This is a genomic window from Arthrobacter sp. Alg241-R88 (assembly GCF_900537115.1).
GTDB lineage: Bacteria > Actinomycetota > Actinomycetes > Actinomycetales > Micrococcaceae > Arthrobacter.
The window spans coordinates 557,450-583,743 of record NZ_UNRG01000001.1; the positions used below are offsets into that span (position 1 = coordinate 557,450).

Here is a 26,294-nt window from a genome sequence, read left to right on the forward strand (position 1 = left end):
CCTGCGGCGTAACTTTACGGCCATCATCTGTAGCGTCGGTCACAACTGGCAGGATGGAACGTATGACTTATTCCGCGGCGGAAAACCGCTACGACTCCATGCCCTACCGCCGCGTTGGCCGCAGCGGCCTGAAACTTCCGGCGATCTCGCTCGGCCTGTGGCACAACTTCGGCGACGACAAGCGCTTTGACGAACAGCGCGCCATCCTTCGCCGCGCCTTCGACCTGGGCGTCAACCACTTCGACCTCGCCAACAATTACGGCCCGCCGGACGGCTCCGCCGAAACCAACTTCGGCCGTCACCTCAAGGACGACTTCAAGCCCTACCGGGACGAACTCGTCATCTCCACGAAGGCCGGTTACTACATGTGGCCCGGCCCTTACGGTGAATGGGGCTCCCGCAAGTACCTGATCTCCAGCCTGGACCAGTCGCTGCAGCGGATGGGCCTGGACTACGTGGACATCTTCTACAGCCACCGGCCGGACCCGGAGACCCCGCTGGAAGAAACCATGGGTGCACTGGACTACGCAGTGCGTTCGGGCAAGGCGCTGTATGCCGGCATCTCTTCCTACACCCCGGAGCAAACCCTGGAAGCAGCCCGGATCCTGAAGGACCTCGGGACGCCGCTGCTGATCCACCAGCCCAGCTACTCCATGCTCAACCGGTGGACCGAGAACGGATCGCCAAATCTCTATGAGGCACTCGACCAGGTGGGCGCAGGGTCCATCGCCTTCTCGCCGCTGGCCCAGGGCATGCTCACCGACCGCTACCTCAACGGTGTTCCTGCTGATTCGCGTGCAGCCAAGGCCCGGTTCCTGTCCGAGGACGCACTCACGGACGAAAAGCTGCACCGGATCCGTGGACTCCACAGCATCGCCGAAGGCCGCGGGCAGTCCCTGGCGCAAATGGCCGTCGCTTGGATCCTGCGCGACCAGCCCAAGGGCTCGCCTGTCACATCCGCACTGATCGGGGCATCGAGCGTCCGCCAGCTGGAAGACACATTGTCCGCCATCAACAACCTCGAGTTCACGGAGGATGAGCTGAACGCCATCGACGAATTCGCCGTGGAATCGGACATTAACCTCTGGAAGCAGCCCGTCTAGTTTCTTTGCCGTCGTCCCAAGGAGTGGGACAGGGGAACAAGCCCTTGTCCCGCTCTGTTGGGTACTATGAAAAGGCGCCGCGCGGCGCCGGGCCTGCCGGCCGCCGTCGTACTTTAGTCGCAGCGGAACCCGGCCGGCTGACGTTTGTCCTCAAAGGAGTTCCGTGTCTTCACATCCGATTCGTGTTGCAATTGTCGGCGTAGGAAACTGTGCCGCTTCGCTGGTCCAGGGCGTCCACTACTACAAGGACGCAGACCCCAAGGCCACGATCCCGGGCCTGATGCACGTCGAGTTCGGCCAGTACCATGTGGGTGACGTTGAGTTCGTCGCTGCGTTCGATGTAGATGGCAAGAAGGTGGGCGTTGACCTTGCCGATGCGATCCTGGCCAGCGAAAACAACACCATCAAGATCGCCGACGTACCGCCCACTGGCGTCACCGTCCAGCGTGGCCACACCCTCGACGGACTGGGCAAGTACTACCTCGAGACCATCGAGCAGTCCCACGAAGAGCCTGTAGACGTTGTCCAGGCACTTAAGGACGCCAAGGTTGATGTCATGGTGTGCTACCTGCCAGTTGGTTCGCAGGAAGCTGCCGAGTTCTACGCCCAGTGCGCCATCGACGCCGGGGTTGCCTTCGTCAACGCCCTGCCGGTGTTCATCGCCGGTACCAAGGCGTGGGCTGACAAGTTCACCGCCGCCGGCGTGCCGATCGTGGGGGACGACATCAAGAGCCAGATCGGTGCCACCATCACGCACCGCGTTATGGCCAAGCTCTTCGAAGACCGCGGCGTCACCCTGGACCGCACGTACCAGCTGAACGTCGGCGGCAACATGGACTTCAAGAACATGCTGGAGCGCGACCGCCTGGAGTCCAAGAAGATCTCCAAGACCCAGGCCGTCACATCCAACGTAGAAGCCGAGCTGGCCGCCAAGGACGTCCACATCGGCCCGTCCGACTACGTCCAGTGGCTTGATGACCGCAAGTGGGCCTTCGTCCGCCTCGAAGGCCGCAACTTTGGCGACGCCCCCGTTTCGCTCGAGTACAAGCTGGAGGTCTGGGACTCACCCAACTCCGCCGGCGTGATCATCGACGCCATCCGCGCCGCCAAGATCGGCCTGGACCGCGGCATCGGCGGCCCGCTGCTCTCCGCATCGAGCTACTTCATGAAGTCCCCGCCGAAGCAGTTCAACGACGACCTCGCCCGCGAAAAGGTGGAAGCCTTCATCCGCGGAGACCTCGAGCGCTAAACCCCCGATTTACTGCAGTTGCCCTATCACTTTTGGTCCTCAAACCCTTGGTTTGGGAACCAAAAGTGATAGGGCAACTGGCTTTTAAGCGGCCCGGAGTGCCAGCCTTACCTGGTTCGTGGCACGCCGGAAGTCCTGGGCCAGGTCATCCGCATTGAACTTGAAGTACCGCCAGCCCGCCGAGTTGAACGCTTCGTCCCGCCGATTGTCCCTGGACTGCTGTTCCCGCGTCAGGTGGTGGCAACCGTCGTACTGGATAGCGATGCGGTGCGACCGGTATCCCATATCAGCGGCCGGGGAATAGTCATCACCGGGGCTGACCCGCAATTGCAGTTCAGGCTCGGGAAGACCGGCCTCAGTAAGGGCAAGACGCAGGAAAGTTTCAGGGGCGGAGTCAGTGCCCGTACGCATCAATAATGTTGCCTCGCGGGCTTTGACGATCCCCTTCATCTTGGGGTGCCGGTTCAGCATGCAGCGCAACTGCTCCACGGTGTTCCATGGCTGTGTTCGTTCTTCCAAACCGTTTCGTGGTTGTCGGACCAATTGGTCACCCACAGCAACCACATCTCGCAGAGGTAACGAAGTTGCCAGATCCAGCCATGTCCGTGCCGGAGTGGATATGCGGATGCCTTCAAAGACGGTGATTTCGTCGTCGAAAGCTAAGACGGTGTGGCCGACAACACCTTCCCGCCGCACTTGTGGCAGTACTTTTGGCTTGCTGAGGTGCATGATTCTGGAGCCCTGCAGCCAGCTCGGAAGCCAGAGTCCCCACAAGTCTGCTGCCGTTATGTGTGAGATCCATGCCCCCGGAGTTGCGGCGGAAAGTGCGCGGGCCAGCCCGGCAATTTCGAATTCCCAACCGGCGGGCATATAGAGCAGGCGGCCGGCGGATGCCAGGTCAGACGAACGTAGCCGACCGGTGCTCAGGCTCGCCGCCTGCGCCTCATGGACTGTGAAAGGGACCGAAGAAAGATGGGCCGGCAAAGGTGCGGGAGGCTGCATGCGGACCATTGTTACCCGGAGCCCGGTGCGGCCGCAGGAGATATCCACAGGCCTCGTTTGCGCTATCAGCTTTGGTTCCCAAAACCCATGTATGACTGCCAAAACTGATAGGTCAACGAGGGGGCGGTTGATTAGGCGAGGCCAACGGGGTTGCCGGCGTCATCCACGTCCATGCGCATCGCAGCCGGGGCGGCGGGCAGTCCGGGCATGGTCATCACCGCTCCGGTGAGCGCCACGATGAAGCCCGCCCCGGTCTTGGGCAGGAGGTCGCGCACGTGGATGATGAATCCCTTGGGCGCCCCGAGACGCGAGGCGTCGTCCGTGAACGAGTACTGCGTCTTGGCCATGCACACAGGGAGCCCGCCCCAGCCGTTCCGCTCGATGTCGGCCAGCCGTTTCAGGGCCGGGACGGAAAAATCCACCCCGTCCGCACCGTAAATTTCCTGCGCGATGGTCCGGATCTTGTCCTCTACGGGGAGCTCCAGCGGGTAGAGGTGGCGGAAGTCGTTCGGCCCGGCCAGTGCCTTCACCACCAGGGCGGCCAGTTCGTCACCGCCGTCGCCACCGCCGCCGCGGCCCCACACATCGGCGACCGCGGCCGGAACTCCCTCCGCAGAGCACCACGCCAGCAGCCAGTCGAGTTCCTCGGCAGAGTCGGAGCCGAACCTGTTGATGGCCACCACCGGTGGCACCCCGAACTTCTCCACGTTCCGGATGTGCCGCCGCAGGTTGGCCATCCCCGCTTCCAATGCGGCCACATTAGGGGTTGTCAGCTGGTCCTTGGCCACCCCGCCCTGCATCTTCAAAGCCCGCACCGTTGCCACCACCACAACGGCGGAGGGCGCCAGGCCGCCCGTCCGTGCCTTGATGTCCATGAACTTCTCGGCACCCAGGTCGGCGCCGAAGCCTGCCTCGGTGACCACAATGTCCGCCAGCCGCCGGGCCGTCTGGGTGGCAATCAGTGAATTGCAGCCGTGCGCAATATTGGCGAAGGGGCCACCGTGGACCAGGGCAGGGGTGCCGGCGATGGTCTGCACCAGATTGGGCTTGATGGCTTCCTTCAGCAGCAGCGTCAGCGCGCCCTGTACGCCGAGGTCGGCCACGGTCACCGGCGAACGGTCAAAGGTGTAGCCGAAGGTGATCCTGCCCAGGCGTACGCGGAGGTCCGCCAGATCAGTGGCGAGACAGAAAACTGCCATGATCTCGGACGCGACGGTGATGTCGAACCCGTCCTGGCGGGGTACTCCCTGCGTGGGTCCGCCCAGTCCGATGACCACCTCACGCAGTGCCCGGTCGTTCATGTCCAGAACCCGTTTGAAGGTCATGCGCCGGGGGTCGATGTTGAGTTCGTTGCCCTGGTAGATGTGGTTGTCCACCAGCGCCATCAGGGCATTGTTCGCCGACGTCACGGCGTGGAAATCCCCGGTGAAGTGCAGGTTGATCTCGTCCATGGGCAGCACCTGCGAGTACCCGCCGCCCGTCGCTCCGCCCTTCATGCCCAGGACCGGTCCAAGGGAGGGTTCCCGTAGGGCGATCATTACCCGGTGGCCCGCCCGTGCCAGCGAATCGGCGAGCCCCACCGTCGTGGTGGACTTTCCCTCACCAGCCGGGGTGGGGGACATGGCTGAGACCAGCACTACCTTCCCCTGGGGTGGCGGTGCGTCCAGCCGCGCGGGGTCGATTTTCGCCTTGTACCGCCCGTACAGTTCCACCGCCTCCGCGTTGATTCCGGCGGCCGCCGCGATCTCCTCGATGGGCAGGATCCGTGCCGCGCGGGCGATCTCGAGGTCACTCGGGGTAGCAGACATCTTTGTCCTTTGCTGGAGCGGATAGGGCAGCTGGAGCGGATGGGGCGTCAGGGGGCGGGAACCGTTGTCAGGGGCTGCCTTGCATGGTGGTCGACGGCGGTGTGGTAGCTCTCGAGCGTGATGGCAGCCGTGCGCTGCCACCCGGAGTTCTGGGCGCGGATGGCGGCTGCCCGCCCCATGTCTTCGCGGGTAGCGGGGTCGTCGTACAGCGCCTCCAGCGCATCCGCCCAGTCCGAGGCATGGTGGCCGTCCACCAACAGCCCCGTCCTGCCGTCGAAAATGGCCCGCGACAGACCACCGACCCGCGTTGCCACCACAGGCGTGCCGCAGGCCTGGGCTTCAAGCGCAACCAGCCCGAAGGACTCGCTGTAGGAGGGCATCACCACCACATCGGCCGCCCGGAACCAGGCCGCCAGCTCCGGTGCCTTGACCGGCGGAAGCTGCGTGACGACGTCGTCCATCTCCGACTCCGCCACCAGCCGCCGGAGGTTGAATTCCTTGTTTCCGCTTAACGAACCAAGGATGGTGAGCCGCAGGTTGATGTCTGGACGCCGGTGCCGAAGCAGGGCTGCGGCCTTGACCAGGATCTGCGGCCCCTTGAGCCGCTGGATCCGGCCCGCGAAAACCAGGTGGAAAGTCTCGGCACCGATGCCCCGCTCAGTCCGCGACCTGGCCCGGAACGCAGGAGTGAAAGTGCTGAGGTCAACTCCGGGCGGGGCAATGTCTATCCGCTCGTACGATGCCCTGTAGTGCGAGACCAGCTCGGCCGCTTCCGCGCTGGTGTTGGCAATCAGCCGGGCTGCGCCGTCCACGATGCGGTGCTCACCCAGCTCGCGCCGCCGCGGTTCAGGCTGTTCGCCGGATTCAAGCAGTAGGTTCTTGACTTTGGCCATGGTGTGCATGGTGTGCACCAGCGGCACGCCCCAGAGCCCGGAAAGCTCCAGGCCCGCGATCCCGGAGACCCAATAGTGCGAATGGATGACGTCGTAGCGGCCGTGCGGCTGCCGCTGCCTGATCTGCTCGATCTCTTCCACCATGCTGTGGAGAAGGCCGGGAAGCTCCTCCTTGGGGATTTTCCGGGTGGGGCCGGCCAGGACGTTGTGGACGCATACGCCGGGATCGGGGTGCTCGACGGCGGGCTGGCCGGCGGAGGTGGCGCGCGTGAAGATCTCCACTTCCACGCCGGCCTCGGCCAGGGCGGATGCCAGTTCCCGGATATACACGTTCATGCCGCCGGCATCACCGGAACCCGGCTGCTCCATGGGGGAGGTGTGGAGTGACAGTAATGCCACCCTGCGGACCGGTGCCACGGGACCTCCTTCCGGCTCCCGGCGCAGGTTGGCGCGCCGGGTGAGTGCTGGGCATTCGATAAAACACTACTCCTGTGTCAACGCGTACCGCCCCGCCACATCTTCCCCAGGGCTGGAAACGCCTGCTCGTAGCCGGCGAGCAGGTCCGCACCGAGTCCTTCCGACCCCACCAGGGGATGCTGCGCGAAGGCCTGCAGCGCGGCGTCCCGGTCACCCTGCGTGGCAGCCCGCACGGCCAGCCGCTCCACCTTTTTCACTTGGCGGAGCAGCTGGAGTTGTTCCGGCGGTGGAGCCTGCTGGGCCAGCGGCAGCACGCCGTCGGCCGTTACCGTGCAGGGAAGCTCGACGACGGCGTCGGCCGGCAGCCCGGGAATGGCAGCTTTGGGGGCGGCCCGCTGAGCGGTGGCTGGCTCGGGCGCTTGAGGAGCAGCAGATCCTGCTTTCCCAGCCAAAGTGTTGGGTGTGTTCAGGATCAGCTGCGCATCCCCCGAACCCGATACAGCCCGCATGGCCGCCAGCGCCACCCGCTCATAGCCGCCGCCGGCAAGGTCCTCCTCGTTGCGCCGTTCACCCTTCCCACGGGCCTCGGCCAGGTAGCCCTCCTCGCGGGACCTGCGCGCAGCCTCCCACAGGGTGAAAGCGTTACCGTCAGCCGTTGCCAGCCTCGGGTACAGCTCCTGCTGCTGGCTGTGGATGGATTCTCCCCGGGTTTCAGTCATGGCACGCATCGCTTCCCGGGCAGCGTCCTGCTGGTAGTAGTAATACAGGTACTCGTTGGGAAGGGCGCCGAGGCGGGCAAGGAACGGCTGGGAAAACAGCCGGCCCTCTTCGAAGGACTGAAGGGCAACCGGATCGGACAGCAGTGCAGGAAGGACGTCCCGTCCGCCGGACTCCAGCCGGTACAGCCAGCCCAGGTGGTTCAGGCCGTAGTAGCCCACGCCGTCGAGCGTTCCTTCCGGCAGCGTGACGCCGGCGGCGCGCGCCGCGCGGTGCACCAGCCCGCCCGCGGAGTCGCAGATCCCGATGACGCGGCTGCCGAGCACTGGCAGGAGCGCCTCGGTGACCATGCCGGCCGGATTGGTGAAGTTGATCAGCCACGCGTCCGGGCAGTGTTCCTTCATGAGGCGCGCCAGTTCCAGCATGTGCGGGATGGTCCGGAGGGCGTAGGAGATGCCGCCGGCCCCGGTTGTCTCCTGGCCCAGCAGGCCCAGGTCCTGCGCGACTTTTTCGTCGGCCACCCGTCCCGCGGTGCCGCCGGGGCGGATGGCGGCAAACACCATCTCCGTTCCCGCCAGGGCCTCCGGGAGGTTGGTGGTGGAATGGACCGGTAGGCGGCGGCCCTGCCCGGTCGGCATGCTGCGCAGGACCGCTGCCATGGCGGCAAGGCGGGAAGGGTCGACGTCGAACAGCACCAGTTCCGTGACCACCCCAGTGAAGGACCCGGAGACCAGCGCGCGGTAGATCAACGGAACCCGGAAACCCCCACCGCCGACGATCAGAAGCCGCATAATCAGCAGTCTAGGCGTGGGTCTCCGCAGCACCTACGGCCGCCCCTACCGTATGTCTGTGGCAGGGCGTAGTGTGCGGCACATGGAGGCGATACCCGCACGCCCGTTTGACCCCCTGGCTGCCGTCCGCGCGCCGTCGGGCCTCGGATTCGACGTGCTGCTGGCCGGAACGGTGTTCCAGGACATCATTTTCACCGGCCTGCCGCACGGGCCCGAACCGGGCACGGAAATCTGGAGCGACGGCATGGGCAGTTGCCCGGGTGGGGTGGCAAACCAGGCAATCGCCGCGGCACGGCTGGGCCTGCGCACCGGTCTGGCGGCGGCCTTCGGCGATGACGGCTACGGGGATTTCAACTGGAAGATCCTGTCCGGCCAGGAGCACGTGGACCTCAGCCTGTCGCGGAAGATTCCGGGCTGGCATTCGCCGGTGACGGTCTCCTTGTGTGTGGACAAGGACCGGTCCCTGGTGACTCACGGCCATGCTCCACCGGTGACGGCGTCGGAGCTCATCGGGGACCCGCCTCCCGCGCTCGCCGGCATCGCTGAAGTGGGCCTGGAAGTGGAGCCGTGGGCCATGGCGGCGCACCAGGCGGGCGTGAAGCTGTTCGGGGACGTCGGCTGGGACCCCAGCGGCGTCTGGGCGCCGGTCCGGCTGGACAACCTGCAGTATTTCCACGCGTTCCTGCCCAACCAGCGCGAGGCCATGGCATTCACAGGCAAGGACGATCCCTGGACTGCCCTATATGCGCTGGCGGACAGGGTGCCGGTAGCCGTTGTAACCCTCGGGCCACAGGGCGCCATGGCGGTCGACTCGGAAACGGGCGAGGAGGAGTGGGTGCCCTCACTTCCCGTCAAGGCTTTCGATCCAACAGGCGCCGGCGACTGTTTCGACGCCGCATTCATCGTGGGGAGCCTGGCCGGCTGGCCTCTGGGGAACAGGCTGCGCTTCGCCAACCTCTGTGCCTCGCTCGCGGTACAGGAAGTGGGAGGTTCCCTTGCCGCCCCGGGCTGGGGTGACATCGCCGACTGGTGGAAACGTGCCAACGCCAGGCCCGAAAGACAGACCAGCCAGTGGCTGCGGCGCTTCTCGTTCTTGGCAGACATCGTCCAGGACGTTCCGCTGGCCGCCCAGCGCAGGGCTGCCGCCACTATCGCACACCTCTCTGACGCGTAACGCGCCGGGCGACTGCTGGTCTGGTACAACGCCGGAGCGTGGAAGCGAGTCATCGCCTCGAAGGTGTTCTACGAGCACAATTTCCCGCGCCCCATCATGATCCTCATGAATGCAATAGTCGTGCTCTAGCCTTGAATCCATGGACAGGTGGGGAGAAAGGCGGCGTGTAGTCCCTGTTCAGGGGGCGAAGCTGGCAGTTTTTGAATACGGCCCGGACCCGGGACGTGGTGTCCCCACCCTGCTCCTGGTCCACGGCTACCCCGACGACCACAGCGTGTTTTATCCGCTGATCAGCGAGTTGGCACCAACCCACCATGTCATCGCCTATGACACCCGTAATGCCGGACTGTCCTCGGTTACAGGAAAACCCGGGAGCTTTGCGCTGCCCACACTGGTGGATGACCTGTACGCGGTGCTGGCCGCAACGCAGGCGTCCGAGGTTCATGTCGTGGGCCACGACTGGGGATCCATCCAGGCATGGGCGGCTATCAAGGATGTCCGGGCGGCCGGAAAGATCAGCCGGTTCACCAGCGTTTCCGGACCGGACCTGCAGCACTATGTCTGGTGGATGCGGGAACGGCTGCGGCATGCCCGGCAATGGCCGCAGCTGATGGGACAACTACTGCGCAGCCTCTACGTTGCCGCCTTCCAGGTTCCTGTGCTGCCGGAAGCGGTGTGGCACTTCTTCTTGACCGGCGCCTTCGAGAGGACCACCGGGCGCAGGGTGGGCGACAATCCGGTGCGCGGCCTTGCCCTCTACCGGGCGAATTTCCTGTCCGTCGAATACCGCCGGCCGCCGCTTCCGGTATCAATCCCAGTCCGCGTGGTGGTCCCGGTCAAGGACCCGTTCCTTTCGCCGCGGCTGGTCGATGGCCTCGAAGACTGGGTGCAGGAGCTCACAGTGACCTACGTGGACGCCGGTCACTGGTGGCCGGCAACCCACGCCCCTGACCTCGCCGAGTTCCTGCGGACAGAATTCGGGCCCGGCAGCGCGTGATTATTCGGCCGGAAATGCCCGCACTAGAATCACTAAGGTGACTTACCCAGCAACAACCGGTGAATTCGACGCTGCCCCGCCGCGGAGCCCCCGCTATGAACGGTCCGCCGTGATTGACCTCGACGCCATCCGGCACAACGTCCGCCGGCTGGCGGCTGCAGCTTCCCCCGCGAAAGTCATGGCGGTGGTAAAAGCAGACGCCTACGGGCACGGTGCGGTCCCGGTGGCGCGGGCCGCCATCGAAGCTGGGGCCTCCTGGCTGGGGGTGGCCCACATCTCCGAAGCCCTGGCCCTGCGTGCCGCCGGCATCGACGCCCCGCTGCTCGCGTGGTTGCACACCACGGAAAGCAACTTTGGCGCCGCGGTGGCTGCCGGCGTCGACATCGGCTGCTCGGGGTGGGAGCTGGAACGGATCGTGGCGGCGGCCCGGGAGCAGGAGCGTCCGGCACGCGTCCACCTGAAAGTGGACACAGGCCTGGGACGCAACGGTGCCACGCTGGATACCTGGGACAACCTCGTGGGTGAAGCGATGGAATACCAGGACCAGGGCCTGCTGCGCGTGGTGGGCATTTTTTCGCACCTTGCCGTCGCTGACGAACCGGAGCGGCCCGAGACCGACCAGCAGCTCGCGGCGTTCCGCGAAGTGCTCGCCGTTGCCGAGGACGCCGGCGTGGACCCGGAGGTCCGGCACCTCGCGAATACACCGGCCACCCTGTCCCGGCCCGACACCCACTTCGACCTGGTCCGCGTGGGCCTGGGGATTTACGGGCTGTCGCCCTTTGACGGGCAGACGTCGGCCGAGCTGGGACTCCGCCCGGCCATGACACTGCGGACCCTAGTTTCCCAGTGCAAGGAAGTGCCGGACGGGCAAGGCGTCTCCTACGGTCTCCGCTACCACACCAGCGGCCCCAGCACCCTGGGCCTGATCCCGGTGGGCTACGCCGACGGAGTACCGCGCGTCGCTACGGGCGGTCCCGTCCGGGTGGCCGGTAAAACCTACCCGGTGGTGGGGCGAATCGCCATGGACCAGATGGTCATCGACCTCGGCGACACCGGCCCTGCCGGCGCGGGCCTGCTGGGGGCCGAAGCCGAGCTGTTCGGGGACGGCACCGACGGCGGACCCACTGCCGACGACTGGGCACGCGCGGCCGGAACCATCAATTACGAGATCGTCACCAGGATCAGCCCGCGGGTGCCCCGCCGCTTCATCAACGAACAGGCTCCGGCCGGCGTCGTTCACGGTGCAGAGGGTGCCGCATGAACGCGCCCTCCGCGGAGTTAAGGGACACCGGCGGGGTTCGTCCCAACTGGGAAAAGACGTTAACCGCGGCGACGGCGGACCAGACCCATGCGCTCGCCGCACGCCTTGCGGCGGTCCTCGAAGCCGGGGACCTGCTGGTGCTCTCCGGCGAGCTGGGGGCCGGCAAAACGACGTTCACCCAAGGATTGGGGGAGGGGCTGGGCGTCCGCGCCGGGATTATCTCCCCCACGTTCGTCCTGGTCCGCATCCATCCCAACCTGCCCGAGGGGCCCCGTCCCGGCGGTCCGGACCTGGTGCACGTTGATGCGTACCGCCTGGGGTCGGCAGCAGAGATAGACGACATCGACCTCGAGAACACCCTGGACTCGTCCGTGACGGTGGTGGAGTGGGGCCATGACCGGGTGGAGCACCTGAGCGAGAGCCGGCTGGAGATTGACCTGCACCGTGCCATGGGGCTGGGCACTGGCGGCCTTGGTGCCTCAGCCGATGATCCCGGCACCACCGACGGCGGCATGCTGGACTTCGAGGACGAGGACACGGACGAGCCGCGAACCATTGTGATGCGCGGGTACGGTCCCCGCTGGCCGGCTGTTCCGGAACCCGTCGAAACCTTTGAAGGGAAAGCCTGATGCTCATCCTCGCCATCGACACCTCTGCCGTGGCAAGCGCTGCTTTGGTTTCAGACGACGCCCTCGAAGGCGTGGTGGCCAGCTTCTCCACCGAGGACACCCGCAGCCACGCCGAGGTGCTCGCCCCGGGAATCGAACAGCTCCTGGCCGATGCCGGTGTCAGCGGCAGTGATATCGACGCCCTGGTGGTGGGCGTGGGCCCCGGCCCGTTCACCGGGCTGCGGTCAGGCATCGCCACCGCACGCACCCTGTCCTTCGTCTGGGGCAAGCCCCTCCATGGGCTGATGAGCCTGGACGCCGTTGCTTTGGAAGTCGCCGAATCCACTGCCGCCGCCCCCGAATTCCTGGTGGTAACGGACGCGCGGCGCAAAGAGGTCTACTGGGCGCGCTACGGCCTTCCCGAAGGCCAGCTTCCCGTGCTGGAGGACGGCCCGCACGTTGGCTTCGCCGCGGACCTGCCGGACCTGCCCGCCTACGGCGCAGGCGCCGGGCTTTACGCACACACCCTGAAGGCGGACCCGGAGTTCGCGGCGGAACAGCCGGACGCCCTGTACCTTGGGCAGTTCGCGCTGGCGCGGCTCGCGGCCGGTGACGAGCTCCGCGACTCCACCCCCTTGTATCTCCGCGAATCCGATGCGCAGGTCCCCGGACCCAGGAAGAGGGCACTGTGAGCACGGCCCCGGACATCAGCAGCCATGGCGTCTCCGTGCGTGGGATGACCGCTGAGGACGTGATCGCCGTCAGCGTTTTGGAACAGCGGCTTTTCCCGGTGGATGCGTGGCCCCTGCAGATGTTCTATGACGAGCTGTCCCAGCCGGAGACCCGCCAATATCTGGTAGCGGAGAGCAGCACCGGCATCGTGGGCTACGCCGGGCTGATGTGCATTGAACCCATCGCCGACGTGCAGACCATCGCCGTCGTGCCTGAATACGAGGGCCGCGGCATTGGCACCACGCTGCTGACCCGGCTCATTGAGGAAGCGCGCCGCAGGCACGCGGCGGATCTCCTGCTGGAGGTCCGTGCCGACAATCCCCGTGCCCAGCAGCTCTACCGGCGGTTCGGCTTTGAACAGATCCATGTCCGGCCCCGCTACTACCGCGACGGCGTGGACGCCCTCATCATGCGGCTCCAGCTCACCGGGGCAGCCGGCGAAGGAACGGGAGACGCCACGTCAACGGAAGCAGGCCAGCCATGAACCGCTCGCAGCCACTGGTGCTGGGCATCGAATCGTCCTGCGACGAGACCGGGGTGGGCATTGTCCGGGGGACCACCCTCCTGACCAACACGGTGTCCTCGTCGATGGATGAACATGTCCGGTTCGGCGGGGTCATCCCGGAGATCGCCTCCCGCGCCCACCTTGATGCTTTTGTGCCCACCCTCGAGCAGGCACTGTCCGACGCCGGCGTGGCCCTGGACGACGTGGACGCGATCGCCGTCACGTCCGGCCCCGGCCTGGCCGGCGCCCTCATGGTGGGGGTCTGCGCCGCGAAAGCGCTGGCCGTGGCCACCGGCAAACCGTTGTATGCCATCAACCACCTCGTCGCGCACGTAGGCGTCGGACTGCTGGACGGGAAGGAAGGGCAGGTGCCGCAGCTGCCCGAAAACCTCGGCGCCCTGCTGGTGTCCGGCGGCCACACCGAGATCCTGAAAATCAACAGCATCACCGACGACGTAGTCCTCCTCGGGTCCACCATCGACGACGCCGCGGGGGAAGCGTACGACAAGGTGGCCCGAATCCTGGGGCTGGGCTACCCGGGCGGACCGGCCATCGACAAGGTGGCCCGCACCGGCAACGCCAAGTCCATCCGCTTTCCCCGCGGCCTCAGCCAGCCCAAGTACATGGGAACATCCGAGGAACCCGGCCCGCACCGCTACGACTGGTCCTTCAGCGGCCTCAAGACAGCCGTGGCCCGGTGCGTTGAGCAGTTCGAGGCACGCGGGCAGGAAGTTCCGGTGGCCGACATCGCGGCCGCGTTCCAGGAAGCCGTGGTGGACATCATCTCCTCCAAGGCCGTGCTGGCCTGCCGGGAGCACGGCATCAAGGATGTGCTGCTCGGCGGCGGGGTGGCGGCCAACTCCCGCCTGCGCGAGCTGACAGGCCAGCGCTGCGCCTCCGCCGGAATCAGGCTGCATGTGCCGCCCTTGGACCTCTGCACCGACAACGGCGCCATGGTGGCGGCACTGGGCGCACAGCTGGTGATGGCAGGGGTTGGGCCGAGCGGAATCCGATTCGCCCCGGATTCCTCCCTGCCGGTCACAGCGGTGTCCCTCCCCGCCTGAACTCCAGTTGAGCTATCAGTTGTGGTTCCCAAAACACGCGTTTGGGGACCAAAACTGATAGGTCAACGCAATGGAAATCAGGCGGTGGGGCCGTTCCGCATCTGCTTGACCAGGTCCAGGACCACGGCCTGGAGGTCGCCGCCGTGCTCCTCGGCAACCCGGCGCTGGCGCTGGTAGCCGGCGCCCCGGCGGATGATTTTTTCGACGTCGGCCAACTCGTCCGGGCAGCCCAACTTGGCGGCCACGGGCTCCAGCCGGTTGAGGGTCTCCAGCAGGTGGTCGGTGACCAACTGCTCCTTGCCGGCGGCGTCCAGGATGATGATGGCGTCCATGCCGTACCGGGCGGCCCGCCACTTGTTCTCCTGGACGTGCCACGGCGGCATGGTGGGGATGGTTCCCCCGTTGTCCAGGGTGGTGGAGAACTCGTCCACCAGGCACTGGGTAAGAGCAGCGATGGCGCCCACTTCCTCCAGTGTGGCCAGGCCGTCACAGATGCGCATTTCGATGGTGCCAAGGTTCGGTACGGGCCGGATGTCCCACCGGATCTCCGAAAGGGTGTCGATCACTCCCGTGGTGAACATGTCCTGCACATAAGACTCGTATTCCTCCCAGGAGCTGAACTGGAAGGGAAGGCCGGCCGTGGGCAGCTGCTGGAACATCAGGGCCCGCTGTGATGCGTAGCCGGTGTCCTCGCCGCCCCAGAAAGGGCTCGATGCCGACAGCGCCTGGAAGTGCGGGAAGTAGTTGACCAGCCCGTCCAGCACGGGAAGCGCCTTCTCGCGGCGGTCCAGCCCCACGTGGACGTGCACGCCGTAGATGACCATCTGGCGGCCCCACCACTGGGTGCGGTCGATAAGTTTTGCGTAGCGGGCCTTGTCCGTCACCGGCTGCAGCTGCGGGGGGCTGAACGGGTGGCTTCCGGCGCAGAACAGCTCCACACCCATCGGATCCGTGATTTCCCGGACGGCTGCGAGGGACCGGGTGAGGTCCTCCTTCGCTTCCGCGGCAGTCTCGCAGATGCCGGTAACCAACTCCACGGTGTTCAGAAGCAGTTCCTGCTTGATGTGCGGGTGCTCGTCATCTTCGTTGAGTTCCGGGTGGCGGGATGCCACGCCGCGGAGTACCTCGTTGGCTACGGAGGCGAGCTCGCCGGTGCGGCCGTCCACCAGCGCGAGCTCCCATTCAACACCGAGGGTTGATTGCCTCGAAGAAGCGAAGTCAATCTTCACACGTATCCTCACTGTCCGGTTTACTGCTGGCGCACGCCGCTCACAGGCTGCTGCTGGCAGGCGGACGGGTGTTTCAAGTCTAGTGCAGGGGTAGCATCGTATTGATGGCCCCGTTCCAACACCTGCGTGACAGTTTTCACAAATCCTTCCCCGTCCTGGCCGCAGCATCCGCGGCGGTGGCACTGGCATCCTGTACCGCCGCTCCGGCGCCTGGCCGGTCGCAGTCACCGTCCACGCCGGCCGCACCTTCCGCATCGCCAAGTACGACGCCGGCACCCGCCACCGCTTCCCCCTCACCTTCCGTGACTGCCGATCCCGGCTCCCGGCCGCTGGGGTGGGGGCCGCAGCAGCGGGACCAGGACGCCGCAGCCGCTGCGGTGGCGGCGATGTCGCCGGAACAGAAGGCCGGGCAGGTCCTCCTGCCGTTCTTCACCGGGACTGACGCAGGTGCGCATGCCGCCGTCGTCGAACGCCTGCACCTGGCCGGAGCCATCATCATGGGCGACAACGTGCCGCTGGATCCGCAGGGCAAAGTGGACCTCGCCGCCATGGCCGCCATCAACAAGCGGCTCGCAACGGCGGCAACGGCGGACGGCAGGCCCTGGCCCGGGATGATCGGCGTGGACCAGGAGGGCGGGATAGTGGCGCGCCTGAACGCGCCGCTGACGGAGTGGCCGTCTCCCATGAGCTACGGTGCCGCGGGCAGCGTGCCCCTTGCCAAGGAGGCCGGCCAGGGGCTCGCCGGGGAACTGGTGCCGCTTGGTTTCAACACCGACTTTGCCCCAGACACGGATGTGACCATCGGGCCGGCGGATCCCACCATCGGTGCCCGGTCCATGTCCGCCAACCCGGACGTAGCGTCCACCCTCGGCGTGGCATTTACCCAGGGAATGCTTACCGCCGGCGTCCTTCCCGCCGTTAAGCATTTCCCCGGGCACGGGTCCGTGACCACTGATTCGCACCTGAACCTGCCCACGCAGCCGGCCACCGTGGCGGAACTGGCCGCCCGCGACTGGAAGCCGTTCCAGGCCGCCATCGCCGCCGGAGCGCCGATGGTGATGACCGGCCACATCGCCGTGCCTGCCCTGGAACCCGGAGTGCCGGCGTCGCTCTCCCAACCCACGTATGCGGCGCTGCGGGGACTCGGTTTCAAGGGGGTGGCCGTGACCGATGCCCTGAACATGGGGGCGGTGCACAAGCAGTACCCGGCCGGGTCTGCCGCCGTTATGGCCCTTGCCGCGGGTGCCGACCTCCTGCTGATGCCTGCCGACGTTGGGCAGGCCCATGCCGCGATTGTTAACGCTGTCACCACCGGCAGCCTGCCCGCCGCCCGCCTGGACGAAGCGGCCCTGCGGGTGGCGACCATGATGACCTGGCACGCCCGGGCAGCAGCGGGCACCGGCACCCCAACAGGCACCCCTGCCGGCAGCGGGGCCGCGCTCGCCGCCAAGGTATCCGCCGCCGCCGTTACTGTCCTCTCCGGCCACTGCGGCGGAGCCCTTGCATCCGGTGCCGTCCGCGTCACAGGCGGCAGTCCGGCGGACCGGGCCCGTTTCGCAGATGCTGCGGCGCGTAACGGGCTCGCCCTCGGTTCCGGACCCTTGGTGAGCCTCATCCCGTACGGCGGGCGGCCCGCAGGCGGCGACATCGCCGTTGCCCTCGACGCACCTTGGCCGCTGCAGCACTCTGCGGCTCCGGTGAAGGTGGCGCTCTACGGCCGGAGCCAGGGCGCTTTCGACGCCCTCGCCGCCGTCCTGGCCGGGACGGCGCCGGCGCCCGGGAAGCTGCCCGCCGCCGTCGGAAGCTATCCCGCGGGAACCGGCTGCCCCTGATCCCAAGTAGGTAGCGCTAAGTGCCGTTATGGAGGCTCAGAACGACACTTAGCGCTACTCAGTTGGGGGAGTGTGGGTTTAATGGTCAGGTGCCCATTCTGAATAAAGACATGACCCTCTGCATCTCGCTCTCGGCCCGTCCCAGCAACAACGGGACCCGCTTCCACAACCACCTGTACGAGCAGTTGGACCTGAACTGGATCTACAAGGCGTTCGCGCCCACCAACCTGGAGCAGGCCATCGCCGGAGTGCGGGGGCTGGGCATCCGCGGGTGCGCCATCTCCATGCCGTACAAGGAGGACGTGATTGCCCTCGTGGATGAGATGGACCCCTCCGCCAAAGCCATTGATTCGGTGAACACCATCGTGAATACCGACGGGCATCTCAAGGCGTACAACACGGACTACACGGCGATCGAACAGTTGCTGGCCTCCAATTCCGTGCCCACCACCTACTCGGTCCTGGTCCAGGGTGCGGGCGGCATGGCCAAGGCCACGGTCGCTGCGCTCCGTGACGCCGGGTTCGCTGATGTCACTGTCCTCGCCCGGAACGAGGCCACGGGGCGGGCGCTCGCAGAGCAGTACGGCTTCCAGTGGCGTGCAGCGCTCGACGGCGGGACGGCGGACCTGATCATCAACGTGACCCCTATTGGTATGGCAGGCGGTATGGCAGGGGGACCTGACGTGGACAGCCTGGCCTTCCCGCAGGAAACCATCGACGGCGCCCGTGTAGTTTTCGACGTGGTTGCCCTGCCCGCCGAAACTCCGCTGATTAGGGCGGCGCGGGCCGCCGGGAAGCCGGTGATCACCGGAGCGGAGGTGGCCACCATCCAGGCGCTGGAGCAGTTTGTGCTGTACACCGGCGTCCGGCCCACCGCAGAGCAGGTCCGTGCGGCGGAGGAGTTCATGCGCGCCCAGTAGCGCTCTAGGCTGGCTCCACCACGATGGCCACCCGGTCCTCCCCGATGCGGGTCAGGACCAGGGTGGCTGTTTTGTTGCCGCCCTTCCTGCTGCCTGCGTTTTTGCCGGCAGCGTTTTTCCCTCCTGGGAGAAGCTGCTTGCGGAGTTCCTCCGGGGTCACGGCGGTGCCGCGCTTCTTGATGTCCAGCACTCCGATGCCCTCGGCCTTCACCCAGGCCTTGAGCGCCTTGACGTTGTAGGGCATGACGTCCAGGACCTTGTAGGCCCGCGCGAAGGGGGTGTCCACCAACTGCGGCGCGCAGATGTAGGCGATGTGTTCATCCACCAAGTGCCCGCCCAGTTGCAGCGCGACGTCGGCCACCAGCCCCGCACGGATCACCGCGCCGTCCGGCTCGTACAGGTAGCCCTCCACCGGACCCACCTTCGGTGCGGGTCCTGCGCCGAAATCCTCGCCACTGGTCAGTTCGGCCGCACCCTCAGGCCCCAGGATGAGCGCTGCCCTGCGGACTCCTGGGCGCCGGACGGCGTTGAACCACAGTGCCACTTCAGTGACGTCCCCGGACACTGAAACCCACTGGGCTTCGCAGTCCGCCGGCACGGAGTCATGCGGCATCCCGGGCCCCATTTTGACCCCGACCGCGCGGCCGGATGCCGCCAGGGACTGAACAAAGGACAGGGGCGGCGAGAAGGCTTCCGGGTCCCAGATGCGCTTGGTCCCGGAGGTGGAGGTGACCCGCCGCGCAGGATCCAGCCAGACGCCGTCGATCCCGTCCAGCGGAACGGCGGTGGCATCTGCATGGACCACGGTGGCGTTGGGGAAGGGGATGAGGTTCACCGTGGCGCAGGCGGCGGTGGTCTCGTCCATTTCCACCGCGGTCACGCTAATGTCCATCGAAGCCAGCGCCAGCGAGTCCGCGGCAAGGCCGCAGCCCAGGTCCGCCACGTGCTTGATCCCCGCCTCCGCGAACCGCTGGGCGTGCCGGGCCGCCACGCTGAGCCTGGTTGCCTGCTCCAGGCCGGCCTGGGTGAACAGCATGCTCCGGGCGAACTCGCCAAACTTCGCTTCGGCCCTGGTCCGGAGCCTGGACTGGGTCAGGACGGCGGAGACCAGCGCGGGGGAGTGCCCGGCCTTGCGCAGGGCCGAGTTGAGTTCGAACGACGTGTCCTCCTGGTAGGGCCCCAAAGACGCCAAAAGATCCCATCCCTCGGGGGTGAGCAGCGGCGCAATCTGGTCCTGGGGAGCGTGAGACATGCGTTCCAGCCTAGTGGAGGAGCGTCCGGCGGGATGCGGATAGTGTTGAAAGCATGGAAGAGAGCGCAGGTCCCCAGCAGTCCGGAGAACCAACCAGGGACAGGGGCCCCGCCCGATTCGCGCGGCCGGCATTGATCGCGGGAGCCCTCGTGGCGGTGGTGTGCATCGGGCTCCTGGTGGTGATCTTTTTCCTCGATACGTTCAATGCCACTGTCTACTCGGTGGGCGGTGACGACATTGCGGGCGACACCCAGGAAGCGCGGGACATCCGCGGGCTTTACGACGGCGCCCGTGCCGGCAGCATCGCCGTCCTGGTTGCTGCCCTGCTGACGGCGGCAGGGGCAGCGGTCATGCTTTACCGCGGGCGGAATTCGGCCGCCGGCGAGGGCGAAGGCGGGGAAGACGTCGACTTCGACGATCTGGGACGCTGAGGCGCCTTGCCGCCCGCACTGGTGAGCAGCACTCCGGAAATGACCAGGACGCCGCCGATCACCTGCGGCACAGAGATGGGCTGGCCCAGGGCGACAGTGATGACGGCTGTGAACACGGCAATGAGGTTCAGGTAGTTGCCGGCGTTGGCCGCGGTGGTCCGTTTGAGGGCAAGGTTCCACAGCAGGTAGGAGCCCAACGAGGGAAACAGTGCAATGAACGCCAGGGACCAGCCCTCAGAGGGAGTCCTCGGCAGGCCGGCGCCGGCCACGAGGGCGAGCGGGCTCAGGACCACGGCCGCCATCGCCACCTGCACCGCTGTGGAGCTGATGGCGGGGATGCTCAGCCTGCGGGCGATGATCGTGTAAAGGCCCCAGACGGTGATGGCCCCAAGGATCAGCAGCTCGCCCTTGCTGATGGAAAATGTCAGCAGGCGCTGCAGTTCGCCGCCGGTGAGCACCAGCAGGACGCCCAGCAGGCCCAGGCCGATCCCCACCCAGCTCAGCGGGCGCGGCCTGTCCCGGAGCAGGACCACGGCCAGCACCATGATCAGTGCCGGGTTCGCGGCGGTCACCAGGGAGGCGTTTAGGGCAGACGTGTGCTGCAGGGCGCTGTAGAGCAACAGGGTGTAGCCGCTCATGCCCAGGGAACTCAGGAGCAGCAGGACCGGCCAGCGGCGCAGGACAGCGCGCCAGTCCGGCCGCTCAACGGCGTGGGCCAGCACCAGCAGCGGCACTGCGGCCAGCACCCATCGCCAGAACGTCAGCTGGAGTGGCTCCATGGTCTTCATGGCAGCCTGGCCCACCACAAAATTTCCAGCCCAGAAAAGGTTGGCAAGGATCAGGTATACGGCAGCTCGCACCGCTCAAATGTACATGCGGAGGGTTCGCAGATGACGAAACGCTGGCACTCGCCTTGACCGAGTGCTAACCCTTACATAGAGTCTTCATTAGCACTCTCCCTAGGAGGGTGCTAACACATGAAGAGCTGCCAGCCAGGCTGCTGCCGGCACCGCGACGACGGTTTGCCAGCCAGGGCGGAAAGCTTTCCAGTCCACGAATTTGCTGACGAAAAGGAGAGGTCCGAGTGTCGGTCTCTATTAAGCCTCTTGAGGATCGTATTGTTGTCCGCCCGCTCGAAGCCGAGCAGACCACGGCTTCCGGCCTGGTTATCCCGGACTCCGCGCAGGAGAAGCCCCAGGAAGGCGAAGTTGTCGCAGTAGGCCCCGGCCGCTTTGACGACAACGGCAACCGCGTCCCGCTCGACGTTGCCGAGGGCGACGTTGTTATCTACTCCAAGTACGGCGGAACCGAAGTCAAGCACAGCGGCACCGAGTACCTCGTACTGTCCGCCCGCGACGTCCTGGCGATCGTCGTAAAGTAACTCCCCGGATCCCCGTGCCGCTGGTCATGCGTTCTGCTGGTCAGCTGCGCGGGGTTCTGTCTTGAAAGGACAAAACCATGGCAAAGCAGCTTGCGTTTAACGACGCTGCCCGCCGGTCTCTTGAAGCCGGCATTGATAAGCTCGCCAACACCGTCAAGGTGACGCTCGGCCCGCGCGGCCGCAACGTCGTCCTGGACAAGAAGTGGGGCGCTCCCACCATCACGAACGACGGCGTCACCATCGCCCGCGAAGTTGAGCTGGACGACCCGTACGAGAACCTTGGCGCCCAGCTGGCCAAGGAAGTTGCCACCAAGACCAACGATGTTGCCGGCGACGGCACCACCACGGCTACGGTTCTGGCCCAGGCACTGGTTAAGGAAGGCCTGCGCAACGTAGCGGCAGGTGCCGCTCCCGGCCAGATCAAGCGCGGCATCGAGGTTTCCGTTGAAGCCGTTGCCGCCCGCCTGCTGGAGAACGCCCGCCCCGTCGAAGGCACCCAGGTAGCCAGCGTTGCAGCAATCTCCGCCCAGAGCGAAGAAATCGGCGAGCTCCTCGCCGAAGCATTTGGCAAGGTTGGCAAGGATGGTGTGATCACCATCGAAGAGTCCTCCACCACGCAGACCGAACTGGTCCTCACCGAGGGCATGCAGTTCGACAAGGGCTACCTGTCCCCGTACTTCGTCACCGACGCAGAACGCCAGGAAGCCGTCCTCGAGGACGCCCTCATCCTGATCAACCAGGGCAAGATCTCCTCCGTGCAGGAATTCCTGCCGCTGCTGGAAAAGGCGCTGCAGAGCTCCAAGCCGCTGTTCATCATCGCTGAGGACGTTGACGGCGAAGCCCTGTCCACGCTGATCGTCAACCGCATCCGCGGCACCCTGAACGTTGTTGCCGTCAAGGCTCCGGGCTTCGGTGACCGCCGCAAGGCCATGCTGCAGGACATCGCCACCCTCACCGGTGCGCAGGTTGTCTCCCCGGAACTGGGCCTGAGCCTGGACACCGTTGGCCTTGAGGTGCTGGGTACCGCCCGCCGCATCACGGTCACCAAGGACAACACCACCATCGTTGACGGCGCCGGTTCGGCAGAAGACGTGGCAGCACGCGTTGCCCAGCTCCGTGCCGAGCTGACCCGCACCGACTCCGACTGGGACCGCGAGAAGCTCCAGGAGCGCCTGGCCAAGCTGGCCGGCGGCATCGGCGTGATCAAGGTCGGCGCAGCCACCGAGGTTGAGCTGAAGGAAAAGAAGCACCGCATCGAGGACGCTGTTTCCTCCACCCGCGCTGCCCTCGAAGAAGGCATCGTCGCCGGTGGCGGCTCCGCCCTGATCCACGCCCTCAAGGCATTGGATGAGGACCCGGCTGTCAAGGCCCTCGAAGGCGACGCCGCCGCTGCAGTGGGCATTGTCCGCCGCGCGCTGGTCCAGCCGCTGCGCTGGATCGCCCAGAACGCCGGCTTCGACGGCTACGTCATTACTTCCAAGGTTGCCGAGCTTGAGACCAACAACGGCTTCAACGCGAAGACGGGCGAGTACGAGGACCTGATCTCTGCCGGTGTGATCGACCCCGTCAAGGTCACCCGCGCAGCCCTCCGCAACGCAGCCTCCATCGCAGCACTGGTTCTCACCACCGAGACCCTTGTTGTGGAGAAGCCTGCCGAGGAAGACGAGCACGCAGGCCACAGCCACTAGGCTGCAGCCTCCGCAGCACGTCTGCATACACAAAGAACCGGTCCAGCGTCCAGCTGGGCCGGTTCTTTGGTGCCGTCGGACGCTCCATTACGTCCTGCAGCAAATTGGGCAACCCGCCATCACCTTTGGGTGAACCGAAGGCGCCGAAAGCATAGGCCTGCGGGAGCACCGCCGTCGGACTTCATTAGTTAGTGATTGAGCGATGAGCCAAAAGCGGCAGGAGCTGATGGCTCATTTTGTCCTACAACCCTCGGCAGGCGCCTACTTCTTTACGGCGTAACGGACGTGTGTGGCGAGCGTTGAACTGACAGTTTTGATGATTTCAAGGTCGATGTCGCAATCGAAGCCGTCGAACAGGCGCTTGCCGGCGCCAAGGATCACCGGAGCCGTGGACAGGACCAGTTCGTCCACCCGTCCTGCGGCCAGCGCCTGCCGGATCACGTCCGCGCCGCCGCCGATCGACACGTCCTTGCCTCCGGCCTCCGCAATAGCCCGCGCCAGGGCTTCCTCGAGCCCGGACACAAACGTGAACCCGGACGCAGCAGCGGGCTGGTCCTGGGTGCGGTGGGTCAGCACGAAAAGCGGTCCGGGGAACGGGTTGGTCCCTCCCCAGGCTCCGGCAGCGTCATACATGCCCCGGCCAACGATGCCGGCACCCAAGCCGGCTTCCAGCTCCTCGTAGAAGTCCTTGTCGGGGCCGTGCATCGCGAAGTTGTGTCCGCCGTCGTAGGTCCAGGGGCCGCCCATCACCCAGTAGTGCAGGCGTTCGCCGCCCTTGCCCAGGCCGTACCTGGGACCGTCGTCGGGGCCGGTGATGTAGCCGTCTACCGACGTGCTGATGGCTGCGATGATCTTGGCCATTACGTTCCCTGGGTGGCGGGCATGTCCTGCGTCTCAACCTTGCCCGCGCGCTCGTACACCAGCGACACTGCCCCTTTCGGGAAGCTGCGGGCCGGCTCGGCGAGGCGGAAGGATGCGGGGATGGTCCCGGCGTCGAAGAGGCGCTTGCCCTGCCCGAGCGTGACGGGGTAAAGCCAGAGGTGGAGGCGGTCCAGTACATCTGCCGCGAGCAGCGAACGGATGAGGACGCCGCTGCCGAACATGTGCACCTGGTTGTACTCCTCACGGAGCCGGCCAGCGGCGGTGGCGTCCGGCAGGACTGTCGTGCCCGCCCAGGCCGGAGCGGTCAGGGTGCTGGAAACAACGAACTTCGGCACCCGGTTGAGCGTCCCGCCGATGTCGCCGGACTGGTGGGGCCAGTAGCTGGCGAAGATGTCGTAGGTCTTCCGGCCGAGAAGCAGGGCATCGATGAGGCTGATCTCGGCCTCGATGGCAGCCTCAGCCTCGTCGTCGGATACGGGCATCTGCCAGCCGCCCAGGTCAAAGCCGTCCTCGGTGTCCTCTTCGCGGCCGCCCGGTCCCTGGTAGACGCCGTCGAGGGTCAGGAACAGGTTCGCGACGATGATTCCCATGCGTCCAGTCTGGAACTGCCCTCCGGAGCTGTCCAGCATCGCCCGGCATCCCCGCCCGGCATCGGCCGGCGTGGCACACTGGTGCCATGCTGCTCGATGAGCTTGTGAGAACTACGGATGCCGTGGCGTCCACGCGCTCCCGGCTCGCCAAGGTCGATGCACTCGCAGCTCTGCTGCGCAGGCTCGAGCCCGCTGACATTGCCACGGCGGTCGGCCTGTTGACCGCCAGGCCGCGGCAGGGCCGGGTAGGGGTCGGTTGGCGCGGCATGTCAGCGGCCATGGGGGAACCGGCCGCTGAACCGAGCCTGACCATCGCCGACCTCGACGCTGCACTGGACCGGCTGCTCGTCACCTCAGGCGCTGGATCTGCCGCCGAGCGCGCCGCGACCCTCCGGACGCTGACAGCGGCCGCCACCGAGCGCGAGCAGGCCTTCATCGCCGGCGTGCTGCTCGGCGAACTGCGGACCGGTGCACTCGAGGGCGTCCTCACCGATGCTGTCGCCCGCGCCGCCGACCGGCCTGTCGACGCCGTACGCCGCGCGGCCATGCTCTCCGGTGATCTCGGCGAAACCGCACTGCTGGCTATGACGGGCACGGCGGCCCAGCTCGAACAGGTAGGGCTCGTCGTCGGCCGCCCCGTGCAACCCATGCTCGCCTCAACCGCGGCCAGCGCCGGTGCCGCGCTGGAAGTCACGGGGGAGGCATCGGTGGAATACAAGCTCGACGGCGCGCGCATCCAGGTGCATCGGCTCGGCGATGATGTGCGGATCTTTACACGAACCCTGGCCGAGGTAACCCACCGGCTGCCCGAGGTGGTCGAGGTGGTGCGCCGCCTGCCCGTGCGCGATGTGATCCTCGACGGCGAGACCCTGGCCCTCAACGAGGACGGCGGCCCGCGGCCGTTCCAGGAGACCATGTCCCGGTTCGGGGCGGACGCCGCGCGCGACACCCTGCTGCATCCGTGGTTCTTTGACGTGCTGCACGTCGACGGGCGGGACCTGCTCGACGAGCCCCTGATGACCCGCATCGAAGTGCTCGAGCGCATCGCTCCCGGCTATCGGATTCCTGGGGAGATCACGGCGGATGCGGCCGTAGCCGAAGTAGTGGCCCGGGATGCGCTGGCCGCAGGCCATGAGGGCGTGGTGGTGAAGGCCGTTGGGTCGGCCTACGCGGCGGGCCGTCGGGGTTCCAACTGGGTCAAGGTGAAGCCGGTGCTCACCTACGACCTGGTGGTGCTCGCGTGCGAGTGGGGGTCAGGACGGCGCACCGGGCTGCTGTCGAACCTGCACCTGGGAGCCCTCGACCCCACCGGCGAGTTCGGCGAACCCGGGGGTTACGTCATGGTTGGCAAAACCTTCAAGGGCCTCACCGACGCCCTGCTGCAATGGCAGACCGGGCGCTTCCAGGAGCTGGAGGTGCGGCGAACGGCGGGCACCGTCTGGGTGGAGCCCGTCACCGTGGTGGAGATCGCGATCGACGGCGTGCAGCAATCCTCCCGCTATCCCGGCGGAATCGCCCTGCGGTTCGCACGCGTGAAGCGCTACCGCGACGACAAGACGGCGGCCGAAGCCGATACCATCCAGACCTTGCGGGCACTGCTGCGTTCGTAGCGGGACAAGGAGCCCCCCGGGCACGCCAACGACGCCGGAGTTACGGCCAGGGTTGGGTCCGCGAGGTGGCTGCGACGTCATCTGGTCCGCGTTACCTGGCCGGGAAAATACCCCAATTGGGTAGAATTGATGTTTTGCCTATGCGCCTGTGAGGTCTT

Annotated in this window: 24 protein-coding genes; 15 read left to right on the forward strand and 9 right to left on the reverse strand. The window is 66.4% G+C overall.

Annotated features, from left to right (window positions below; translation table 11 throughout):
• Positions 1-62 precede the first annotated feature (62 nt).
• Together mgrA and G6R19_RS02600 are read left to right on the forward strand one after the other, a co-directional pair.
• Complete coding sequence (gene mgrA / locus G6R19_RS02595) at positions 63-1,103, forward strand: L-glyceraldehyde 3-phosphate reductase (protein WP_163161990.1); 1,041 nt, start codon at positions 63-65, stop codon at positions 1,101-1,103.
• A 163-nt stretch (positions 1,104-1,266) separates the two neighbouring features.
• Positions 1,267-2,352: an inositol-3-phosphate synthase gene (locus G6R19_RS02600; protein WP_163161992.1), complete on the forward strand. Its 1,086-nt coding sequence runs from the start codon at positions 1,267-1,269 to the stop codon at positions 2,350-2,352.
• 84 nt (positions 2,353-2,436) lie between these two features.
• Here the strand turns inward: G6R19_RS02600 and G6R19_RS02605 are convergent, their stop codons facing one another.
• The 4 genes from G6R19_RS02605 to G6R19_RS02620 form a co-directional block, all read right to left on the reverse strand.
• The gene (locus tag G6R19_RS02605; protein ID WP_346010072.1) at positions 2,437-3,363 is read right to left on the reverse strand and encodes a DUF559 domain-containing protein; all 927 of its coding nucleotides are present in this window, start codon (positions 3,361-3,363) and stop codon (positions 2,437-2,439) included.
• A gap of 122 nt (positions 3,364-3,485) precedes the next feature.
• The gene (locus G6R19_RS02610; protein WP_163161994.1) at positions 3,486-5,162 is read right to left on the reverse strand and encodes a formate--tetrahydrofolate ligase; all 1,677 of its coding nucleotides are present in this window, start codon (positions 5,160-5,162) and stop codon (positions 3,486-3,488) included.
• A gap of 47 nt (positions 5,163-5,209) precedes the next feature.
• Positions 5,210-6,472 carry a D-inositol-3-phosphate glycosyltransferase gene (gene mshA / locus G6R19_RS02615; protein ID WP_163161996.1) on the reverse strand — a complete coding sequence of 421 codons (1,263 nt, stop codon included), beginning with the start codon at positions 6,470-6,472 and terminating at the stop codon, positions 5,210-5,212.
• 77 nt (positions 6,473-6,549) lie between these two features.
• Complete coding sequence (locus tag G6R19_RS02620; protein ID WP_163161998.1) at positions 6,550-7,980, reverse strand: 6-phospho-beta-glucosidase; 1,431 nt, start codon at positions 7,978-7,980, stop codon at positions 6,550-6,552.
• Between the two features lie 82 nt (positions 7,981-8,062).
• Between G6R19_RS02620 and G6R19_RS02625 the strand changes: the two genes are divergently transcribed.
• From G6R19_RS02625 to tsaD, 7 genes are all read left to right on the forward strand, one after another.
• Positions 8,063-9,154: a carbohydrate kinase family protein gene (locus tag G6R19_RS02625; protein ID WP_163162000.1), complete on the forward strand. Its 1,092-nt coding sequence runs from the start codon at positions 8,063-8,065 to the stop codon at positions 9,152-9,154.
• Positions 9,155-9,293: 139 nt separating this feature from the next.
• The gene (locus G6R19_RS02630) at positions 9,294-10,151 is read left to right on the forward strand and encodes an alpha/beta fold hydrolase (protein WP_163162002.1); all 858 of its coding nucleotides are present in this window, start codon (positions 9,294-9,296) and stop codon (positions 10,149-10,151) included.
• 37 nt (positions 10,152-10,188) lie between these two features.
• Positions 10,189-11,412: an alanine racemase gene (gene alr, locus G6R19_RS02635; RefSeq protein WP_163162004.1), complete on the forward strand. Its 1,224-nt coding sequence runs from the start codon at positions 10,189-10,191 to the stop codon at positions 11,410-11,412.
• A complete protein-coding gene (tsaE, locus tag G6R19_RS02640) occupies positions 11,409-12,041 on the forward strand; it encodes a tRNA (adenosine(37)-N6)-threonylcarbamoyltransferase complex ATPase subunit type 1 TsaE (protein WP_163162013.1) in 633 nt (210 codons plus the stop codon). Before alr ends, tsaE begins: the two co-directional genes overlap by 4 nt.
• Positions 12,041-12,712, forward strand: a complete 672-nt coding sequence (tsaB, locus tag G6R19_RS02645) for a tRNA (adenosine(37)-N6)-threonylcarbamoyltransferase complex dimerization subunit type 1 TsaB (RefSeq protein WP_163162015.1) — start codon at positions 12,041-12,043, stop codon at positions 12,710-12,712. Before tsaE ends, tsaB begins: the two co-directional genes overlap by 1 nt.
• Positions 12,713-12,756: 44 nt before the next feature.
• Complete coding sequence (rimI, locus tag G6R19_RS02650) at positions 12,757-13,236, forward strand: ribosomal protein S18-alanine N-acetyltransferase (protein WP_163162878.1); 480 nt, start codon at positions 12,757-12,759, stop codon at positions 13,234-13,236.
• Positions 13,233-14,321, forward strand: coding sequence for a tRNA (adenosine(37)-N6)-threonylcarbamoyltransferase complex transferase subunit TsaD (tsaD, locus tag G6R19_RS02655; protein ID WP_163162017.1), 1,089 nt, complete (start codon positions 13,233-13,235; stop codon positions 14,319-14,321). The genes rimI and tsaD overlap by 4 nt, the downstream gene beginning before the upstream one ends.
• A gap of 77 nt (positions 14,322-14,398) precedes the next feature.
• Here tsaD and G6R19_RS02660 read toward each other — a convergent pair whose 3' ends face one another.
• The gene (locus G6R19_RS02660; RefSeq protein WP_163162019.1) at positions 14,399-15,550 is read right to left on the reverse strand and encodes a glutamate--cysteine ligase; all 1,152 of its coding nucleotides are present in this window, start codon (positions 15,548-15,550) and stop codon (positions 14,399-14,401) included.
• A gap of 386 nt (positions 15,551-15,936) precedes the next feature.
• Here G6R19_RS02660 and G6R19_RS02665 point away from each other — a divergent pair, with 386 nt between their 5' ends.
• Together G6R19_RS02665 and G6R19_RS02670 are read left to right on the forward strand one after the other, a co-directional pair.
• A complete protein-coding gene (locus G6R19_RS02665; protein WP_163162880.1) occupies positions 15,937-17,382 on the forward strand; it encodes a glycoside hydrolase family 3 N-terminal domain-containing protein in 1,446 nt (481 codons plus the stop codon).
• Positions 17,383-17,471: 89 nt separating this feature from the next.
• Positions 17,472-18,302, forward strand: a complete 831-nt coding sequence (locus G6R19_RS02670; RefSeq protein WP_275898051.1) for a shikimate 5-dehydrogenase — start codon at positions 17,472-17,474, stop codon at positions 18,300-18,302.
• Between the two features lie 4 nt (positions 18,303-18,306).
• On the opposite strand, the gene G6R19_RS02675 is transcribed toward G6R19_RS02670, so the two are convergent.
• Positions 18,307-19,554 (reverse strand): class I SAM-dependent methyltransferase, encoded by a 1,248-nt coding sequence (locus G6R19_RS02675; protein ID WP_163162021.1) that lies wholly within the window; start codon positions 19,552-19,554, stop codon positions 18,307-18,309.
• 53 nt (positions 19,555-19,607) lie between these two features.
• Between G6R19_RS02675 and G6R19_RS02680 the strand changes: the two genes are divergently transcribed.
• Positions 19,608-19,985, forward strand: coding sequence for a hypothetical protein (locus G6R19_RS02680; RefSeq protein ID WP_163162023.1), 378 nt, complete (start codon positions 19,608-19,610; stop codon positions 19,983-19,985).
• Here the strand turns inward: G6R19_RS02680 and G6R19_RS02685 are convergent.
• Complete coding sequence (locus tag G6R19_RS02685) at positions 19,910-20,845, reverse strand: DMT family transporter (protein WP_163162025.1); 936 nt, start codon at positions 20,843-20,845, stop codon at positions 19,910-19,912. The genes G6R19_RS02680 and G6R19_RS02685 overlap by 76 nt on opposite strands.
• A 224-nt stretch (positions 20,846-21,069) precedes the next feature.
• Between G6R19_RS02685 and groES the strand changes: the two genes are divergently transcribed.
• Positions 21,070-21,366 (forward strand): co-chaperone GroES, encoded by a 297-nt coding sequence (groES, locus tag G6R19_RS02690; RefSeq protein ID WP_050054380.1) that lies wholly within the window; start codon positions 21,070-21,072, stop codon positions 21,364-21,366.
• Positions 21,367-21,443: 77 nt separating this feature from the next.
• On the forward strand, positions 21,444-23,054 hold the full coding sequence (gene groL, locus G6R19_RS02695) for a chaperonin GroEL (RefSeq protein WP_163162027.1): 1,611 nt from the start codon (positions 21,444-21,446) through the stop codon (positions 23,052-23,054).
• A gap of 261 nt (positions 23,055-23,315) precedes the next feature.
• On the opposite strand, the gene G6R19_RS02700 is transcribed toward groL, so the two are convergent.
• Together G6R19_RS02700 and G6R19_RS02705 are read right to left on the reverse strand one after the other, a co-directional pair.
• A complete protein-coding gene (locus G6R19_RS02700; protein WP_163162029.1) occupies positions 23,316-23,915 on the reverse strand; it encodes a dihydrofolate reductase family protein in 600 nt (199 codons plus the stop codon).
• On the reverse strand, positions 23,915-24,526 hold the full coding sequence (locus tag G6R19_RS02705; RefSeq protein WP_163162031.1) for a dihydrofolate reductase family protein: 612 nt from the start codon (positions 24,524-24,526) through the stop codon (positions 23,915-23,917). The genes G6R19_RS02700 and G6R19_RS02705 overlap by 1 nt, the downstream gene beginning before the upstream one ends.
• Before the next feature lie 86 nt (positions 24,527-24,612).
• On the opposite strand from G6R19_RS02705, the gene G6R19_RS02710 reads away from it, so the two are divergent.
• Positions 24,613-26,136 carry an ATP-dependent DNA ligase gene (locus tag G6R19_RS02710; protein ID WP_163162033.1) on the forward strand — a complete coding sequence of 508 codons (1,524 nt, stop codon included), beginning with the start codon at positions 24,613-24,615 and terminating at the stop codon, positions 26,134-26,136.
• Positions 26,137-26,294 lie beyond the last annotated feature (158 nt).